The sequence below is a fragment of the Shimazuella alba genome (assembly GCF_009831235.1).
Lineage (GTDB): Bacteria > Bacillota > Bacilli > Thermoactinomycetales > Thermoactinomycetaceae > Shimazuella > Shimazuella alba.
In genome coordinates this window covers 235,499-252,964 of the sequence record NZ_WUUL01000005.1, presented here as the reverse complement: position 1 = coordinate 252,964, position 17,466 = coordinate 235,499, and the positions used below count along the sequence as shown (strand labels likewise).

Annotated in this window: 18 protein-coding genes; 14 read left to right on the top strand and 4 right to left on the bottom strand. The window is 38.3% G+C overall.

Annotation, left to right across the window (positions count from 1 at the left end):
* Positions 1-506: 506 nt before the first annotated feature.
* Positions 507-1,451 carry a tyrosine-type recombinase/integrase gene (locus GSM42_RS09775; protein WP_160801350.1) on the top strand — a complete coding sequence of 315 codons (945 nt, stop codon included), beginning with the start codon at positions 507-509 and terminating at the stop codon, positions 1,449-1,451.
* Between the two features lie 159 nt (positions 1,452-1,610).
* Positions 1,611-2,480 (top strand): YitT family protein, encoded by an 870-nt coding sequence (locus GSM42_RS09770; RefSeq protein ID WP_160801395.1) that lies wholly within the window; start codon positions 1,611-1,613, stop codon positions 2,478-2,480.
* A 65-nt stretch (positions 2,481-2,545) separates the two neighbouring features.
* On the opposite strand, the gene GSM42_RS09765 is transcribed toward GSM42_RS09770, so the two are convergent.
* Positions 2,546-3,055 (bottom strand): CGNR zinc finger domain-containing protein, encoded by a 510-nt coding sequence (locus tag GSM42_RS09765; protein ID WP_160801349.1) that lies wholly within the window; start codon positions 3,053-3,055, stop codon positions 2,546-2,548.
* 123 nt (positions 3,056-3,178) lie between these two features.
* Between GSM42_RS09765 and GSM42_RS09760 the strand changes: the two genes are divergently transcribed.
* The 3 genes from GSM42_RS09760 to GSM42_RS09750 all read left to right on the top strand — a co-directional run bounded on the left by GSM42_RS09760 (position 3,179) and on the right by GSM42_RS09750 (position 5,015).
* The gene (locus tag GSM42_RS09760) at positions 3,179-3,574 is read left to right on the top strand and encodes a RidA family protein (RefSeq protein ID WP_160801348.1); all 396 of its coding nucleotides are present in this window, start codon (positions 3,179-3,181) and stop codon (positions 3,572-3,574) included.
* Between the two features lie 3 nt (positions 3,575-3,577).
* Positions 3,578-3,811 (top strand): hypothetical protein, encoded by a 234-nt coding sequence (locus GSM42_RS09755; protein ID WP_160801347.1) that lies wholly within the window; start codon positions 3,578-3,580, stop codon positions 3,809-3,811.
* 205 nt (positions 3,812-4,016) lie between these two features.
* Positions 4,017-5,015 (top strand): asparaginase, encoded by a 999-nt coding sequence (locus GSM42_RS09750; RefSeq protein WP_160801346.1) that lies wholly within the window; start codon positions 4,017-4,019, stop codon positions 5,013-5,015.
* A gap of 446 nt (positions 5,016-5,461) precedes the next feature.
* Here the strand turns inward: GSM42_RS09750 and GSM42_RS09745 are convergent, their stop codons facing one another.
* Positions 5,462-6,199, bottom strand: a complete 738-nt coding sequence (locus GSM42_RS09745; RefSeq protein ID WP_338055283.1) for a YheC/YheD family protein — start codon at positions 6,197-6,199, stop codon at positions 5,462-5,464.
* Positions 6,200-6,608: 409 nt separating this feature from the next.
* Here GSM42_RS09745 and GSM42_RS09740 point away from each other — a divergent pair, with 409 nt between their 5' ends.
* Positions 6,609-7,091 (top strand): hypothetical protein, encoded by a 483-nt coding sequence (locus tag GSM42_RS09740; protein WP_160801344.1) that lies wholly within the window; start codon positions 6,609-6,611, stop codon positions 7,089-7,091.
* A gap of 396 nt (positions 7,092-7,487) precedes the next feature.
* Here GSM42_RS09740 and GSM42_RS09735 read toward each other — a convergent pair whose 3' ends face one another.
* Positions 7,488-7,802: an ArsR/SmtB family transcription factor gene (locus tag GSM42_RS09735; protein ID WP_160801343.1), complete on the bottom strand. Its 315-nt coding sequence runs from the start codon at positions 7,800-7,802 to the stop codon at positions 7,488-7,490.
* A 250-nt stretch (positions 7,803-8,052) separates the two neighbouring features.
* Between GSM42_RS09735 and GSM42_RS21355 the strand changes: the two genes are divergently transcribed.
* The 3 genes from GSM42_RS21355 (at position 8,053) to GSM42_RS21165 (ending at position 8,941) form a co-directional block, all read left to right on the top strand.
* Positions 8,053-8,310 carry an SDR family NAD(P)-dependent oxidoreductase gene (locus GSM42_RS21355; RefSeq protein ID WP_160801394.1) on the top strand — a complete coding sequence of 86 codons (258 nt, stop codon included), beginning with the start codon at positions 8,053-8,055 and terminating at the stop codon, positions 8,308-8,310.
* Between the two features lie 201 nt (positions 8,311-8,511).
* Complete coding sequence (locus GSM42_RS09725; RefSeq protein ID WP_420820983.1) at positions 8,512-8,616, top strand: zinc ribbon domain-containing protein; 105 nt, start codon at positions 8,512-8,514, stop codon at positions 8,614-8,616.
* Positions 8,617-8,794: 178 nt separating this feature from the next.
* A complete protein-coding gene (locus tag GSM42_RS21165) occupies positions 8,795-8,941 on the top strand; it encodes an SDR family oxidoreductase (RefSeq protein ID WP_202404869.1) in 147 nt (48 codons plus the stop codon).
* A 74-nt stretch (positions 8,942-9,015) separates the two neighbouring features.
* On the opposite strand, the gene GSM42_RS09715 is transcribed toward GSM42_RS21165, so the two are convergent.
* Positions 9,016-9,417: a hypothetical protein gene (locus GSM42_RS09715; RefSeq protein ID WP_160801342.1), complete on the bottom strand. Its 402-nt coding sequence runs from the start codon at positions 9,415-9,417 to the stop codon at positions 9,016-9,018.
* A gap of 214 nt (positions 9,418-9,631) precedes the next feature.
* Between GSM42_RS09715 and GSM42_RS09710 the strand changes: the two genes are divergently transcribed.
* The 5 genes from GSM42_RS09710 (at position 9,632) to GSM42_RS09695 (ending at position 17,348) form a co-directional block, all read left to right on the top strand.
* Positions 9,632-10,765, top strand: coding sequence for a transglutaminase-like domain-containing protein (locus GSM42_RS09710; protein ID WP_160801341.1), 1,134 nt, complete (start codon positions 9,632-9,634; stop codon positions 10,763-10,765).
* A gap of 176 nt (positions 10,766-10,941) precedes the next feature.
* Entirely contained in the window at positions 10,942-15,267 is a 4,326-nt protein-coding gene (locus GSM42_RS09705; RefSeq protein ID WP_160801340.1) for an AAA domain-containing protein, read from the top strand.
* Between the two features lie 231 nt (positions 15,268-15,498).
* The gene (locus tag GSM42_RS09700; RefSeq protein WP_160801393.1) at positions 15,499-15,954 is read left to right on the top strand and encodes a MarR family transcriptional regulator; all 456 of its coding nucleotides are present in this window, start codon (positions 15,499-15,501) and stop codon (positions 15,952-15,954) included.
* Positions 15,955-16,151: 197 nt separating this feature from the next.
* Positions 16,152-16,280: a hypothetical protein gene (locus GSM42_RS20995; RefSeq protein ID WP_275402143.1), complete on the top strand. Its 129-nt coding sequence runs from the start codon at positions 16,152-16,154 to the stop codon at positions 16,278-16,280.
* Positions 16,281-16,340: 60 nt separating this feature from the next.
* Entirely contained in the window at positions 16,341-17,348 is a 1,008-nt protein-coding gene (locus GSM42_RS09695; protein ID WP_160801339.1) for a saccharopine dehydrogenase family protein, read from the top strand.
* Positions 17,349-17,466 lie beyond the last annotated feature (118 nt).

The window sequence follows — 17,466 nt, the reverse complement described above, 5'->3', positions numbered from 1 at the left end:
GTAAACTTGATACGTCACTGCCTCTTCTATCCTAGTAGGACAATTGATTTCGTATTTAAATATAATTAATATTTGAAAGAATTAAATATACATGCCTAAATTTCGTCGCTGAATCAATATTCAAATAGAAGGACCTAGGGGATCACTCCATAAAAATAAAAGGTGAGGGATACTCACTTGTAATAGGCATAAAACACATTTTTAAACTCGACTTGCTAATGCTGGTCATGTTTTTTAATTTGCCAACCAACCCTTTAAGTTAATCATACTGTTTCCTTTATTGTAATAAGTAGTCCAAATTTAATATGGAGATGGAATAAGGATAAGATAGCAAAACGTTTACAATTGGTAATATCTGCTGAATGAAAAAACGCAACGGAATTTTATTTCCGTTGCGTTTTATGGTATAATAAAAACAAGCAAATGAGACATTCATTCATTCTGATTTAGATGGAATTATGATAATGAAATAAACGCAGCAGAATTTAAGGAAAGGAAAGGAAGTTATGAAAGTGGTACCTCTTCATCTTTTGGATGAATACGAGCAATATTTGATCCGTTCCAAAAGTGATCAGACGGTTGATGCATATATGCGAATCCTTCGACAGTTTGTCCAGTGGTTGGGAGAATGTTCAGGAGATGAAGGGAATTTTTTGGTACAACAATTATCTCGTACAACAGTAGAATTGTTTCTCGCTCATCTGAAGGACAAAGGTTATAGTTCTGCTCATCAAAACAAAGTACGAGCAGCGATAAGTCGATTTGCAAATTGGCTTATTCAAGAAAAGCAGTTGTTGTCTGAAAATCCAGCACATGATGTCCCTGTCCCTCCGCAAGCTGTGTTTACCCCAAGGGAGTTATCTGATGATCAGCGGCATGTATTGAAAACCCTTGTAGAAAGACAACAAAATCTTCGAGGAGAAGCTATCTTTGCTTTGGGATATTGGGCAGGATGTCGTGTGTGTGATGTGTCTTGGCTTCAAGTGGAAGACTGTCATCTAGATCCGAAATCGGGATGGATTACCGTTGGCAATAAGAGTGGCAAAAAACGTGATATTGATCTGCTAAACAAAGTGCGTAAACCGTTATACCAATATTTAGGAAGTGAAGAGAGGAAGTTCAAAAAGAGTGACTTTGTATTCCTCTCACAAAAATCAGGACACCTGACGGAAAATGGAATTCATCGCTGGTTTGCTAGTTTGAAAAAGAAAGCTACCAAAGCAGAATGGGAGCTCATACACGATATTACCTTTCACGAGTTGCGTCAGGATTTTGCTCATCGGGCAAGAAAAGCAGGATGGAGTTTAGAAGAAATCGCCTATTACTTAGGACATGTGACGAAGCAGGGCGCACCTGTTATCCAAGCTGCTGCAAAGTATACTCCTATAAATAGAGAACAATTAAAAGAAAAATTGAAATGGATAGAGGGGAAGGGACATCCATCTTCCTAAGCAATCATTATTCTCTTATTTGCTTTCCTCCCTGTACTCAGATTATTTGGAAACGTTTTCTTTCCCTTTCAGCCAAAGCATGTGTCTTCTTGTAGCAGCCTATTAACTATCAGACGAGAAAATAAGGAGGAATGCGTTGTGGGAGAAGCTGTATCTACAATTGAAAAAACAAGTCATAAAAAATTAACAACCACAAAGTTATTGAAACGGGGAACATTGATTTTACTGGGAGCAATGCTGGTAGCAATTGGTCTGGAGATTTTCTTAGTGCCGAACCAAGTTATCGATGGTGGAATTGTTGGTATCTCTATCATGGCATCTCACCTTTCGGGATGGAGTTTAGGAATTTTCTTATTTATTCTTAACTTGCCGTTTTTCTTTCTGGGATATAAACAGATTGGGAAAACATTTGCTATTTCCACCTTGTTTGGTGTTATCGTGATGTCGATCGGAACTGCTTGGTTGCATCCTGTTCCACCATTGACAGAAGATCCGTTATTAGCTGCTGTATTTGGTGGAATCATATTGGGAGTCGGAGTTGGCTTAGTCATTCGTTATGGAGGATCACTGGATGGAACTGAAATCCTTGCTATTATGTTTAATAAAAGCATTCCCTTTTCAGTAGGTCAGACTGTCATGTTTTTCAACCTTTTTATCCTTGGAAGTGCGGGATTTGTGTTCGGTTGGGATCGTGCGATGTATTCGTTAATCGCTTATTTTATTGCTTTCAAAATGATTGATATTACGATTGAAGGATTTGAGGAAACCAAATCTATCTGGATCATCAGTGAAAAGTCCGAGGAATTAGGAGAAACGATCTTAAATCGTTTAGGACGTGGTGTAACGTATCTAAAAGGCGAAGGAGCTTACACAGGAGACAATAAAAAAGTGATCTTTTGTGTGGTTACTCGTCTAGAAGAAGCAAAACTGAAGGCAATTGTCGAAGATATCGATCCAGCAGCTTTTCTCGCAATCGGTAATATTCATGAAGTCAGGGGAGAAAGCTTTAAAAAGCGGGATATCCACTAGCAATGTAACCTATATAATGATGTGAAAAAATGCTTAGAGTAGAGTCTCTAAGCATTTTTGTTATTTCAGCGATCTTTCTTTCGGTATCGAGATACTTTGGTTATATTTCCACATCGTTCCATTGAACACCACCTGCGTTTTTTCGGTCGGGAGGTATCGACAAAAAGAAGAGGGCAAGTTGGGTTGGAGCATTGCTGAATTTGTATTTTTTTATCCGCGAAAAGTTTAATTGCGTCACGTGCAATCATCGATAAAATAGATTTCGCTTTTATAGGAACAACCCAATCTTGATTTTTTCCATCCAAACTCAATGATGAAATTAATGTAGGATAAGCAGCTATATCATTAATGATTTCTACATACTTTTTTTCGACTGTATTTTCTTCTCGTATGTCATTGGCTATGTTCCAGATTGCTTCGCGTAAATCATAAGCAAGGCTGAGATCGGATTGATTTACTTTTACTCCATGCAGCTGAAGATCACTCTCTGCAAACCACGTTGCCAACGACTCTGGAGTATGGAGACGTTCAAATGCCTTTGCTGCTCCTTTCCCACCTGTATGTGCCAAATCCAAGCTTATTCTCCCAGAAACAAACAGCATTCTTTCAGACCAAGGTTTTTGTGTAGTGCTATTTTTTTTCAACATGACACCATTATAAAGGGTTACAATTTGAAAATAAAGTGCTATAATCAGACCATGAAAATTACACATGTAAACCCAACAACTCTTCATTGCAATCCTGCCTTTTCTCAAGTAGTAACAGTAGAAGGATCTGGAAAGACCATCTATGTAGGTGGACAAAATGCAGTAAATACGGATGGAAAAATTATTGGAGATGATTTAGGTACTCAAACAGAACAAGCTATGCGTAATGTCACTACAGCACTGTCTGCTGCAAATGCGACTCCAAAAGATGTAGTTAAACTAACGATTTATATCGTTCAAGGTCATTCCATTCAAGACGCATTTCTTGCAGCAAGAAAAATAGAAGGATGGAATCATCCAACAGCAGTAACTGTTTTGGTCGTTCATGCTTTAGCACATCCTAAGTTTCTTGTCGAAATCGAAGCGATTGCAGCAGTGAAGAAGTGAAAAATGCGTGCTATTCCAAATAGGTTTGACCAAGTAGAGTCAAGGATGGCAAATGGGAGTGAGCAAAACACTTCCTATCAACAAAGAAAAATGATGAATATACTGATGGATCAACTGGGATTCCTGATCGGCTTAAATGATGAGAAAAAGATAAATTTGAAAAAGAAGCTTTTTGAAGAGAATGAAACAGAAAGTAAAATTCTTGCATATTGCAAGAACATCGGAACTTATGCATAAAGCGCTTGGAAAACTAGAAAACTTCGTTTTAAAGGAAAATATGGTCTGAACTTTGTGGAAAAATGGATTTGAGTTACCAAATTGGTTCTCAATTTTTTTATTTGGTCGAATGCAAGATATTGTATATTCAGAGCTTGAACAGAAAGATTAATGATAAACATGAAAGCAACAATTTTCGTACATAGGTAAAGAGGAGGGATCAGGTTTGAAGAAAAAGCTATTATTGCTTGCAACAGGTGGAACAATTGCATCGCTCCAAGGAGATATGGGATTGGCTCCTAGTATGGAACCAGATGAATTACTTTCCTTCGTAGACAAAATTCCCCCGCTTTACCAACTAGATAGCAAGCTCTTGATGAATATCGACAGTACCAATATGCAACCAGAATCATGGATTATCATCGCAGAGGCAATTCGTGATCATTATGCACAGTATGATGGCTTTGTGATCACACATGGTACGGATACAATGGCGTATACTTCTGCTGCTCTGTCGTATTTGTTGCAAAAGGGGAGTAAACCGATTGTTTTAACAGGTTCGCAGGTTCCAATGAGCTTTGAGCCAACGGATGCAAAACGAAATTTGCAAGATGCAATTCGATTTGCCTGTGAAGAGATAAATGGTGTGTTTGTTGTCTTTGATGGTAGGGTAATTCAAGGCACACGAGCGGTGAAGGTGAAGACAAAAAGTTATGATGCATTTGAAAGCATCAATCACCCTTATATTGGTTATGTAGATGGAACCCAAGTGACATATCCATTCGAAAAACCAATAAACGACAATCAGCCGTTAGTATGTGACACTTCCCTTTGTACGAATGTGCTAGTCGTGAAAATATATCCTGGGTTTCATCCAGACATATTAGATTATCCCCTTCACCATCATTACAAAGGAGTTATTATTGAGAGCTTTGGAAGTGGAGGTATCCCGATTCTCGGTCGTAATCTTTTGCCTAAAATCGAGAAGCTGCTTGATGCAGGAATTGCAGTAGTTATCACAACGCAATGCTTAGAAGAAGGAGAAGATTTACATTTATATGAAGTTGGACGAAAAATCGTAGAAAAAAGTATTATTCATACGAGAAATATGAACACAGAAGCGATCGTAGCTAAATTAATGTGGGTATTGGGGAAGACCCATCAACCAGCAGAAGTGAAAAAGATGATGGAAACTCCTATAGCCTATGATCGAGCAGAAAGATAGAAAGAAACATTTTCCTTTTTTCAGTGGAGGAGTACAATAAATAAGGATACAAGCTCATCCAGCCGGTTTCAAAAAGCTACTGGCTACATGGAATTTCCATGAATCATTTTGGGATGGATGAGTTTATGAGGAATTGTGACTAGTATGGGTCGATCTGCTGCATGGATCATTTACAGACCTGCATTGATGGAGGTAAAGAAGCTTTTTGATCAGTCCCTATCCTTGCGATCCATGATTTTATGGCAAGAATCCAGACTCGAAATGAGACGAAACATCTTGCCGAAAATGAAAAGGCTCTCGCTATGCTAGATGAGGGTCCCGAAAACTATGCGAACGGGAAATAAGAAGGACTTTGAACTGTTTCTTCGCGCTTTAGGATCAAATATACGCTGATACAACTCAGTGGCAATACTTATCACAGGTATTGCCACTGATGCTGTTATCTTCTATGATTTTAATTTCTTCATCTGCATGATTCGTTGATGAGAGGGTCGATCCTTGCGGAATACATACATTCCCGGTTTGATATTGATCTCATAAATCCATAATTTTCCTTTTTTGTCGATACCAATGTCTAATCCAAACTCTGTCCACTTCGGAAAAGCCTTCCCAAACGTTTTTGTTGCTTGTAACGACAGTTCGGTTAATTCATCGATATAAATTTCTTGTTGTTTCTCATCTAATCCCAAATGATCAGCTAACAGAGGTCGAATAGGGACAGGGGTTCCTCCGCTGTATGCATTTGTAGTTACTCCACGTTTTGTGGCAACGCGCCCGATAATAGCACCTAATTCCCAATTTCCATTGATTCGCAGCAAATGTGAGCGAATATCAAATAATCGTCCTTTATTCGTATAACTATCGATGCCTCGTTGGATTAAATAGGGACGTTTCATTTTTTCTTGTTGAATACAATGCATTAAGCTGTCTATAGTCGCAAGCCGGTACGTTTTATTTCGGTCTCTTGGCTTTACAAGGTAATGTTTCGATCTTCGATCAATACGAATCACACCTTTTCCTTGGCAAGAGTTATTTGGTTTTAAATAGACAGTATGGTATTTGTTTAGCATCGATCGTAGACTCGCCCTCGATAGAAAGTGATACTCAGGAATATGAGAGGCAACATATCTGTTTCTAGAGAGGATTTTCGCATTGTCTATTTTACTTATCTCCTTTAGCAACACTCATCACCGCCTGTCAGGTTCATTTTTCTTTCTAGTTTATGAATAAAAATTAGAAGAGTAAGAGCTACTGACCTATACGAAGAAGAATCCTTTCCGTTATAGCATATAGAACGGATCGAAAAACCCAGCATCTTTTCAAGCTATTCCATGGTCATTTACCTTCATTCTTTGGCACACAAAGAGTTAATTCAAAAAGTATCCAAGACCACAGAACTAATACATAAGGAAAGAACAATGATGGCGAATAACAAATCATTGAAATTTATCCATTCAAGCAAAACGAAAGCCATTTGTGAAAATATTTCTAAATCGTTTTTTACCTTGGGTTAATATATACTGATCTTAGTAGAAACGATCAGTTTCTAGTCACACGACAATTTGTGGCTAGTTGGGTGAAGGGATCAGGAAGATGGATGAGCGTTGTGTCATCGAGGGTGACAACAAAGCAGACACCCCGGTAACTGCTTCCGAATTCGTTGGCATTTGTAGTACCAACTACGGTACTGCCATCGCCAAAAAGGTCCGAGTCGGTGGTAGCAACTACGGTGTGGTCGGATCAAACAACCCGAAGAACCTCTGTGAGAAGGCGGAGCTGTGTTACGGCAACTTTGGCAAGGTTCTCGCCAAGGTGATCGAATATCGTTACTTCAACACAACCTTCAGTGTCGAAGAAGATGGTTCGGTAACGGCTCGCTCGATCTTCGGAAAGTTTCTTTCCCTCTCTGTGATGGAGTCCAACATCCAGATAAGGTTCGCCGGATGCAGGATCACCCGGCGAGTGGAAGAGGAAGGTAGCTACTGGGAGATCGTCAACCTCGCATTTGAAGGATACTTCAACCAGCTCTACCTTCGTGAGGACGGTCTGTTGGAGATGATCGGGGTGAAGAGGTAATTCTCTGTTTCCCCTGATTCCCCCAGTGCGCTGCAAGTGTCGTGTGCCCGAGGGAGAACTTCTCTGTCGGGCACTATGCGTAAATAATGTAGAAATATAAATGATAAATAAATGTCGCTAAGTGAATCATGCTGTCAAAAGTAATAACCAATTCATTTGATTGTGATTACTCCCCTTGTCTTACCATAGCTTTATATGTGATACGAGATTTGTCTCTGCCAGCTTCAAAATATGTTTAAACCAATAGATGAATGAACTGGTTTATTTTATGAACAGAATTATTTCTACCAAATGATTGCTCGTTCTGGTACTGCAATCCATTATATATAAATGATCATTCCGTTTACTTGTAACTGTACGATCTTATCATACGAAAAGACTCCCGATTGGGAGTCTTTACTCGATTAACTCAGATTTAACTTGTAAAATCGCTGGCATCAGTCCAGGAAATAATTGTTCCAGCTCTTCTAATCGCAAAGAATAAAAGTGCTGTGTGCCTTCTATCCTTACTTTCGCTACACCTGCCTCTCTAAGAACTTTCAAGTGATGAGTCAAAGTTGATTTGGGCATCAAATCATGGTACACCGCACAGTTTTGTTCCTTATTCTCTTGGAGGCTCTTGACGATTTGAAATCGCCTAGGGTCGCTAAGTGAATGGAGGACAGTAGTCAACTTAATATCGTTTATGGATGGTTGATATGGTTTTCTCATGAAAGAATCATAGCATATATTCATTAGTAGCTCAAACATCTAAATTACCAATAAACTAATATATTAAACAATATTGACGTTAAATCCAGATCAAATTTTAATACCTTTACACTAATTATTTAGTACATATGATTTTATATCACTCAGTTAAAAAACCGATTGCTTTCTGATGATAGATAGCATTTTAAGAAATATAAAAAAAGGATGATTACAATGGCTTTGCATTTAGAGGGAATAGTGGTAGTAGTGACTGGAAAAATACAGGTATTGGACTCGAAACAACCAAACTTCTCTTAAAGAAGGAGCAAGAGTAGTAGGGGTAAGACGTCGGATTGATCAATTAGAAGCAGTTTCATCGGACAATCTCATTGCCACATTCATTGATTTGAGTACACCAAAAGGGCCGGATACTCTAATTCAGACAGCTATGGCTACATTTGGTCAGATTGACATTTTGGTAAATAACGTAGGAATTGCTCCAGTGAGTGATGAGGATTGGGATATGTGATGAATACCAACTTCATGAGTATGGAACGGGTTACTCGTGCTGCTCTTCCTCATATGATCATAGCGAGCGAGAAAACCCACGGTTTTAATCGTGGATGCAAACGAGCGTCAGACGAGAGTTAACTTTGTGTCCTCTCGCAGCGGGCATTTTTTTGGATATCCTCGATAAATGCAAACATATGATCTATAATCGAAATAAAGAGTGAAGCAACTGAAGCTACGAACATGGACATGCCCCAATTGCAGGGAACACCATGACCGAGATATCAATGCAGCCAAAAACATTTTGCAAGAAGGTAGAAGATAACTTACCGTGGGGCGGAGTACCAAGGATTACCCAAGAATTCCATGGCTTTAGCCGTGTGGAGTTGTCAAGAGATCAATACGGTGGATTTGCAGATGGATTGGCTGATCAATATAACATGGAGAAAGAAGCAGCAATCGAACACTTTGCTAAAAATGTGTGTCAACTACCGTTAGAATGATTGGGAAAACCAGAAGAAGTTGCAACTGTAATCGCATTTCTTGCTTCTGATCAAGCATCTTTTGTGACAGGATCAGAGTATATGGTAAATGGGGAATTCATTGAAGAAATTGTAAGAAATGGGTATTCGAGTATGAAAAAGATATAAGTTCATTTTGCTAGAATATAATATATATGCAGCGACCGGACTCTACAAGGAGTCCGGTCTTTTCAACTGGGTTATCAGCAGATGTGCTCGCTTTCGATTTGCTTGACGAGACTCTTCAGCTTCTCTCTCCCAGGAACAAATACCTTGTGACGACAGAAGAAGTCAAATTGATCTTCCTTGCCATTGGTGATGATCTGGAAGAAGGTGTCCCCTTCCTTAAGAGAGAATGTCTGTCCAGCATGAAGCGTGAACGAGACATACTGTTCTTCGCGATCACTTACGTAGTGACTGAGAGAAACATACATCCCTGTACAGCGGATGATGCTCTTCTCCCACTTGAAAGGATTACCTTCGGGCTCAATGACAATACGCACTTGCTCATGGGAGCGAAGAGCTCCATAGTTACCCGCATAATGCACATGGGCCTCATTTTCGGGCCAGACAACTTCGGGAATTCCCAGCTTCCAGTTAGACATCTGTCCTCCAGTTCATGAAATAGGGCATTTTTATTATATCTCTCTAAAGAGAGAAGACACAACATATTCATGCATGTTCATCTATGTCATGTAGTGTTAAAGTGATACAAAATGGAAGTATTTAGCTGTTTCGTGATGGAGAGAGTTTTGTAGATCTTTTTCTGTTTCCTGATTAAACTAGAAAAGAGTGAAACAGATAGGGAGGGACAACCAATTGGATATCAATTGGATAACAATTATTGCATTGTTTTTGCTTATCAGCCCTCTGCTTATAGGTTTGTGGAGAGGTTTACCCGATGAATTGGATCATTTAAGATATACGATTTACTCCATTTGCTCCTCTATTCTATGGCTTATTTCCTATGGGATTACCTTTTGGGTATTGCGTAGTTTAGTTATGAATAGCAACCTAGAAATCCCCCAATTATATTGGCTTCAACAACACCTAAAAGCTAGTATTTTTGCTTGGGCAGTAGCAGTTCCGATTTGTGCCTTACTCCTGTCTTGGCTTTTACGACTACTTGCAGGACCTGTGATTCACTTACTCACCAGTAGTGTTCATCATATAGGGAGATGGACAGAGCGTATCCCAAAAGGATTAAGTAGAGTACTGACATTAGTTTTAAAAGTTCCAAAAGCAGTTTTGCAAACGTTGATTTTTCTATTAGTAGTCCATATTGGTTTACCATTTTTATCTTCCTCCGATTTCTCCAAGATGGCAGATAGCAGCTTTGTTTACCAGTGGACAGATAAGAAGGTTATCAAACCGCTCCTTGCGAGTGACTGGAGCAAACAATTGCCGGTATTAGGGCAACAAACAGGAAATTGGTTTCATCAAATTAGCCAAGAAGCAGCAAAGTATGGACCGAAAGATAGTAAAAGCTTTTGGACATGGCAGACGAGGTTTGATTCCAATGAGCAGATTAATGCAAAGGCTCGGTCTATCGTAAAAGGAGCCAAGAATGATCGAGAAAAAGCATATCGTTTATATAAATGGATTGGGGCAAATATCACCTATGACGATAACAAAGCTTATGCGATTCAATCAGGAAACTACCGATCCCTCACATACGGCGCAATCCCAACTTTTCAAACGAAAAAAGGAATCTGCTCCGATTACTCTGCGTTGATGGTGGCGATGGGAAAAGCAGTGGGATTAGAGATAAAACAAGAGCTAGGAGAAGCCGTACTTCCAGATGGTAGTGGAGGTCCACATGCGTGGAATGTTGTTTATTTGAAGGATGAAAACAAAACTATCCCTTGTGATCCTACGTGGGCGAAATCTGGGAATTATTTTGATAACCGTAATTTCTATGAGACACATCATCCAGAGAAACAGGCGATTTAAGACAGAAACAGTATTTGGTTTCTGTCTTTTATTTTTCTATATATAGATAGGAATATATATGGATATATAGTTTAGTTTTTCATTCAAATTTCTATATAATTAGATTTATATGTATATTCATTTATAACAAGCACAAATTCCCTTATTCATCTCATAATTATTTGGAGGATTTTTTTATGAATTCGATTCAGACAAAAGTAAATCAAGTTTTTAAATATTTACGGGAACTCAAAAAAATGAATTACAGTATTCAACGGAAAGTTTCCGAATTTGAAAAGAACTGGTGGCAAGATGAATTAGAGAGTGTGGAGGACATATGGATCAACGATGAAAGACTTGAAGAAGATCAATGGGTTATCGTCAACAGACCTAGTATTCCAAAAGTCCCGGATTTACCGATTGTTTTGCATAATTGGGTTTCGAGTTGGGATAATCCAGAGCTTCAACCAGAACCAATCACACAGATTTTAAGAAAAAAGAACAGCGAAGAATCTGTTTATGAACAATTTACAAATGTTAAAAAGAGAATCGAAGCATTTAGGCGGTGGTTATCAGAAGAGTGGAAGCCTTGGTCAGAAGAAGCAAAAGCAAAGCAGGCTGCAAAGAAATTTTACGATGAAATGTTTATGTTGTATAACCGTTTACAAGATGAAGGAGATACATGGGAGATTGTATGGGGACAAGGTCTGTTAACGTGGCAAAAAGACGACATTGATATCCAAAGGCATTTATTGGTAACTCCCTTAGAACTTCATTTTCATGCAGAAAAAGGTATGTTTAGCCTAAAGTCGACAAGTAAAGGGACCCACATTGAAACAGACATGCTGTCTCATCTGGATATTCCAAACATAACAAAGGCACAAGAATTAGATGTAGCGAACTTGGACCCAAAAAATATCGGATCTGTAACGATTTTGCTAAAGCAGATAGCAAATATGTTAAGTTCAGAAGGAGAATTTATCGAAGATTGGTCACCTGCAAAAAAGATAACTCCTGATCTTAAAATTACGATTAGTCCTGCAATCTTTTTAAGGAAAACAGGCGGGAGGATTTGGGATGATGAGTTTCAAAATATAGGGAGTAAAATAGAACAAAACTATCCTATTCCTCAAGGGATAAAAAGACTGGTTACTTTAGATGACAGCTATATGAGTGAATCAGAAGATTTGTATCACACGGAATGGAAAGGTACAGACGAAAATTTGCTTTTCCCATTAGCAGCTAATCAAGAACAAAAAGAAATTGTCCAGAAGTTAGCTAAGAATTCTGGGGTTGTGGTTCAGGGGCCACCTGGTACAGGGAAAAGCCATACGATTGCAAACCTGATTTGTCATTTATTAGCCAATGGAAAAAGAGTATTGGTGACGAGTGAGAAAGAACGGGCATTGGAAGTTTTAAAAGATAAAATTCCAGAAGAGGTAAGAGATTTATGTGTAAGTGTCTTAGGTGGAGATAGCAAATCGGTAAAAGAGATGGAAAACTCTATTCGCTCGATTGCAGAGAACTTGGAGAGGAAAAATATCTCCACTTTGAAAAGTAATATTGAACAATACCAACTAGAGATGGATCATACTCGTAGGCAAATAGCTCGTATACAAACAGAGTTAAATAGAGCTGCCAAAATGGATAATGAGGAGAAGTGGATTGCTGGAGTGTTATTTAAGCCAGTTGACGCAGCGAAATGGGTAAAAGAATATCAAACCCACTCTTGGCTTCCAGATTCCATTGTACCAGGAACTAGATTTCCATTCACAAAAGAGGAACTAAAAGAGTTCTATCGTTTATTGACTAGCATTTCAAAAGAAGATCATGAAATATTGCATTTAAAAAGACCAAATCTCGAGAAATTACCTACGAATTATGTTTTTAAGGATAAAGTAAACAAGTACATAGAAATAGAACAACAACTACATGCAGGCAAACACTACTTAGAGGGATGGAACATTCCGAAACAATTCAAATTACCATTAAAATCGTCCATTCAGCAGACGAAAAAATATGTAAATTTGCTTCAGAAGATATCAAAGGAGCCTTGGAAAGCTACTCTTTTACATGAAGTTACCGATAGTAATGAGTGGAGCCGGTTTCACGAAGAATGCAAAGAGCAGCTGCAACTGTTGAATGATCTAGAAAAACCGCTATTAGAATATGACATTCAGACCCCTGATCATCCAGAACGGAAAATGCTGGATGATATAGAAGTTGTGATCAAACGAATACAGCAAAATAAAAGTACTGGTTGGATGTATCAAACAACAATAGGAAAAAAATATGCCTATCTCTTCAAAGGTTGTTTTATCGATCAAATTCCTGCTAAAACAATGGAACATTTTGAATTGATTAAATTGCACCTCACATGTAATCAACTAAGATATAAGTTTATATTGAAGTGGAATCGTATAATGGAATCGATAAATGGTCCTACTATAAAAGTAGATAATAGGAGATGGGCTAGAGATATATCTGATACATTAGATCAAATACAAGTGATTATGCGATGGGATATAAATGTAGTTGCACCACTAGTTCCATTTATTCAAACTTTGGAGATTCTGGAAGTAGATTGGAATAGTCCTGTATGGTTCGAACATTTTCATCATGGGCTTTTGATGTTAGATGCTTTCTATCAACTCAAAGAGTTGGATTTGTTTTTTATGAAACTTTCTTCCTATTTACAGCAAAGAAAAGAAGATACAGATGCTCATCACTTATGGAGCTCTCTGTATAAAGCTAGTGAAAAGAAAAATGTGAAGCTTTGGGAAGAGACATGCAGGGAAATATCCCGATTGGAAAAAATTCAACCTGATTATGAGTATCTCCAAAAATTAATCAGGAAATTGAGAGAAGTCTGTCCAAAGTGGTGCGAACAATTTACAGGTCAACAAATTGGCAAACCTCATTTATTGCCACCAGATGACTTAGACAAAGCATGGATTTGGAGCCAATTAAATTACTGGCTGCAAGAGTTGAAGGGACGCAAATCGGTTGAGGAACTGGAAGAACAATTGCAACTAGAAAAGCGAAAAGAAGCCAATTTAATCGGGAAATTAGTTGCAGAACAAACATGGAAAGCACAAATAGAGCGCACGACTGATCAGCAAAAAAGAAGCCTCACTACTTGGATGCAAATGATGAAAAAGCTTGGAAAGGGAACAGGTAAATTTGCTTCAAAATATCGCAAAAGTGCAAGTAGGGAAATGAAACAATGCAGGGATGCAATTCCTGTTTGGATTATGCCTATTCAACGTGTAGTGGAAAACATAGAATTGACAGATGAACTATTTGATGTCGTGATAGTGGACGAGAGCAGTCAAAGCAATTTATTTTCTTTGAGTGCATTGTTACGCGCGAAGAAAGCAGTTATTGTCGGGGATGATAACCAAATAAGCCCAGAAACGGTTGGTTTGGATCGATCACAAAATCATGAACTGATGAAACGCTATTTGAGGGATGTTCCACAAGCGGATCAATTTGAGTTATCCACCAGTCTTTATGATACTGCAAGTAGAATTTTTACCAATAGTAAAGTTATTTTAAAAGAACATTTTCGTTGTGTCCCAGAAATCATTCAATTTAGCAATGATCTTATGTATGGCGGAAAAATGGACCCTTTACGCTTACCTTTAGCAGGGGAGATATTTAATCCTCCTGTATTGACCGTGCATGTCCAAGAAGGGTACCGAAAAGAATCGACAAAAGCACGAAACGAACCAGAAGCGGAAAAATTAGTTCAATATCTCGTGAACTGTTGTAATGATAAGAAGTATGATGGAAAAACAATGGGAGTCATTTCTCTTCAAGGCTATGACCAAGCTCAACTAATCGAGGATATGCTGAGAGAAAAACTAGGCGAAAGTGAAATGATAAAGCGCAAAATAATTTGTGGAGATGCATACCGATTTCAAGGTGATGAGAGAGATATTATCTTTCTATCCATGGTAGCAGCTCCAAATATGTCGATAGGGACATTGAACAAAGAGTCAGACCGACGTCGTTTTAACGTTGCTGCAAGTCGAGCGAGAGATCAGATGATCTTGTTTCACACGGTTCTATTAGATGATTTAAACCCACAATGTATGAGATATCATCTTCTCAATTACTGTTTATACCCGAAGCGAACTCATACAGCAATCAAAGAGTTAGAGCATCCATTTGAATCTGCTTTCGAAAAAGATGTCTATCGCTTAATCGTTGCAAGAGGATATCGCGTGATCCCACAAGTTCAAGTTGGAAGCATAGGCAAGCGGATTGACCTTGTTATCGAAGGGACGCGCAATCGATTAGCGGTGGAATGCGATGGTGACAAGTGGCATGGACTGGTTCAATGGGAAGCTGATCAAGAACGACAACGCATTTTAGAACGAGTAGGTTGGAAGTTTTGGCGTATTCGAGGGAATGTATTTTACCGGGATCCAGAAGAAGCGATGGAGCCTTTGTGGAAGAAGCTAGATGAGATGAATATTTATCCTTTAGAAATGCAGAAAGAAGCGGTCATCTATTAAAGGGAATAGAAAAAGATAGGGACTGGGCTGTGTGCTCAGTCTTTTTTGTCTAGAAGCCTCCTTGTTCATCAGTGTATTTACCAAATTGTAATAACTATGAGTGCGCACAATCTCAAAATAAAATATTTGTTGATTACTTGACAAGGAGGAAAATGCTATGTATGATGCGTTTATAAAGGTTGCACTTTGCAAATGATTGAATAGGTTGCTGAAAGTAGAGGTGAATGCCTCATCGATAATATTCGTGAGTTATTTCAGATGACGATTCGTCGGTTTCATTTTTTAGATAAAAATAGTTGCAGCACTGGAGTTTCTTATCTATCCCTTACCCAAAGCCATATTTTATATGAGATTGATCGTCAACACCAACCATCTATGCAACAAGTTGCAGATGCATTAGGAATTGATATTACGACGTTTAGTAGACAAGTTCAGACCTTAGTAAAGATGAATCTTGTTAAGAAAACCCCACTACCTCAGGACAAACGAGTAATGATTCTGTCTCTGACTGTAGAGGGGAAGTATGTTACTACAACAGTTGATCGCACGATCAGTGAATATTTAAATGAAATATTTTCTCATATGAATGAGTTTGAAAAAGAAACAGTAATTCGATCTCTTGAGTTGCTAAATTCGGCGATGATTAAGACGGAAAAATGCTATTCTCCAACGTTAAAAGGGGAGTGATCCCTTTTTTACACCAGATATTTGCAATTTGCAAATAAGCGACATCAGTGTATAGGGGACAACATTCCGATGGACAAATCAAACCTCTGATAGCATTTTATTCTTTTCATTTTAAATCGTTTATTCAATTGGTTTAAAATTTGCAAATTGCAAATAATATAGGAAGATGTCTGTTCTATGCTGCAAGGAGGTGAAGTATGGATGGAAAGGTATTTTTATTTTCATCTTTAGTTTCTAGCTTATACTACATAGCTTATTGGCACACAAGTAACTCAACCAAAGAAGGTGCTTTGTCCGCAGTGAAAATAGATCTACAGCTTGAGTAGGGAGAGGACATTTTATGATATTATCTCTAACTTATAAAAAATATTTGGAGGAATTTCAAAATGAAATCACGCATTTTAATCGCAGGTGGATATGGAGTTATTGGTACAAACATTGCTCGTAATATTAGAAAAGCATATAAAAACGTTGAAATTACGCTCGCAGGTAGAAATCATGAAAATGGAAAAGCTTTAGCTCAAGAATTAGGTAATGCAAAAACTATCTATCTCGATATGAAGAATCCAAAATCGATAGAAATGTTTGATTTTGGGCAGTATGACCTTATTATAGCAGCTTTGCGAGACGCATCTGATATCCTTAGTCATGCAGCCATCAAACATGGCATTGCCCATATTGGACTTTCAGAAGTAGCAGATCAAGTGGTACCACTCTTATTTAAAGGAATTCAAACATCACCAAAAAGACCGATTGCTTTCTTAGCACATCAAGATGCTGGTGTAATAACTCTACTTGCTCAAAAAGCTGCAGAAAAGTTTAGTCAAGTTTACTCTATTGAGATTGCTGGTGTTTATGATGATCTTGATAAACTAGGGCCAATGAATCAAAGTGATTTTGAAAACAGTGCAGGATTGACAGAACGAGCACTTCTACTACAGGATAACAAATGGATTTGGATAGATCCTGCTAATCATGTGAGGAAAGTACAGATAGGAGATCGTGTGCTGGATGGTTACCCAGTATCGTTGCTTGATCTACCAAGTCTCGCAGGTACTACTGGAGCAACTAGTATCCGATGGGATTATGTACAAGCGGACTCGATTGGGACTTTAGCTGGGGACAAGCCTTCCCATGATACTTATATTGACATAGAAGGAATACTGCAATCTGGTGAAAAAGCCAAGCACCGTGTTGCTGTATCTGATCCGAAAGGGCAAGGTCATCTAGTAGGAATGGGTGTATTGACTGCAGTAGAACGTATTTTTGGATTGGATGGGCAGGAACCAGCCAGTGGAGGATTACATTTACCAGAAACACTCGTGAAGCCAGAAGCATTAATGTCGCGTTTGGAGCAGTTTGGGGTCAAGGTTTCTACTAAGTCTATAAAGTAAGAAAATTCTGTGATTAAAAAAGTAAGTGGAAAATATAAAAAGTACCTAACATAAAAGGATATATAGGCTACTTTTTTTTTCACTTACAATTTGCTCAGAAGGCTTATGAGAGACAAAT

Coding starts and splice junctions, on each gene's coding strand:
- GSM42_RS09705 (WP_160801340.1), top strand. CDS start 10,942: ATGAATTCGATTCAGACAAAAGTAAATCAAGTTTTTAAATATTTACGG.
- GSM42_RS09735 (WP_160801343.1), bottom strand. CDS start 7,802: ATGAGAAAACCATATCAACCATCCATAAACGATATTAAGTTGACTACT.
- GSM42_RS20995 (WP_275402143.1), top strand. CDS start 16,152: ATGGATGGAAAGGTATTTTTATTTTCATCTTTAGTTTCTAGCTTATAC.
- GSM42_RS09755 (WP_160801347.1), top strand. CDS start 3,578: ATGCGTGCTATTCCAAATAGGTTTGACCAAGTAGAGTCAAGGATGGCA.
- GSM42_RS09695 (WP_160801339.1), top strand. CDS start 16,341: ATGAAATCACGCATTTTAATCGCAGGTGGATATGGAGTTATTGGTACA.
- GSM42_RS09715 (WP_160801342.1), bottom strand. CDS start 9,417: ATGTCTAACTGGAAGCTGGGAATTCCCGAAGTTGTCTGGCCCGAAAAT.
- GSM42_RS09760 (WP_160801348.1), top strand. CDS start 3,179: ATGAAAATTACACATGTAAACCCAACAACTCTTCATTGCAATCCTGCC.
- GSM42_RS09740 (WP_160801344.1), top strand. CDS start 6,609: ATGGATGAGCGTTGTGTCATCGAGGGTGACAACAAAGCAGACACCCCG.
- GSM42_RS09775 (WP_160801350.1), top strand. CDS start 507: ATGAAAGTGGTACCTCTTCATCTTTTGGATGAATACGAGCAATATTTG.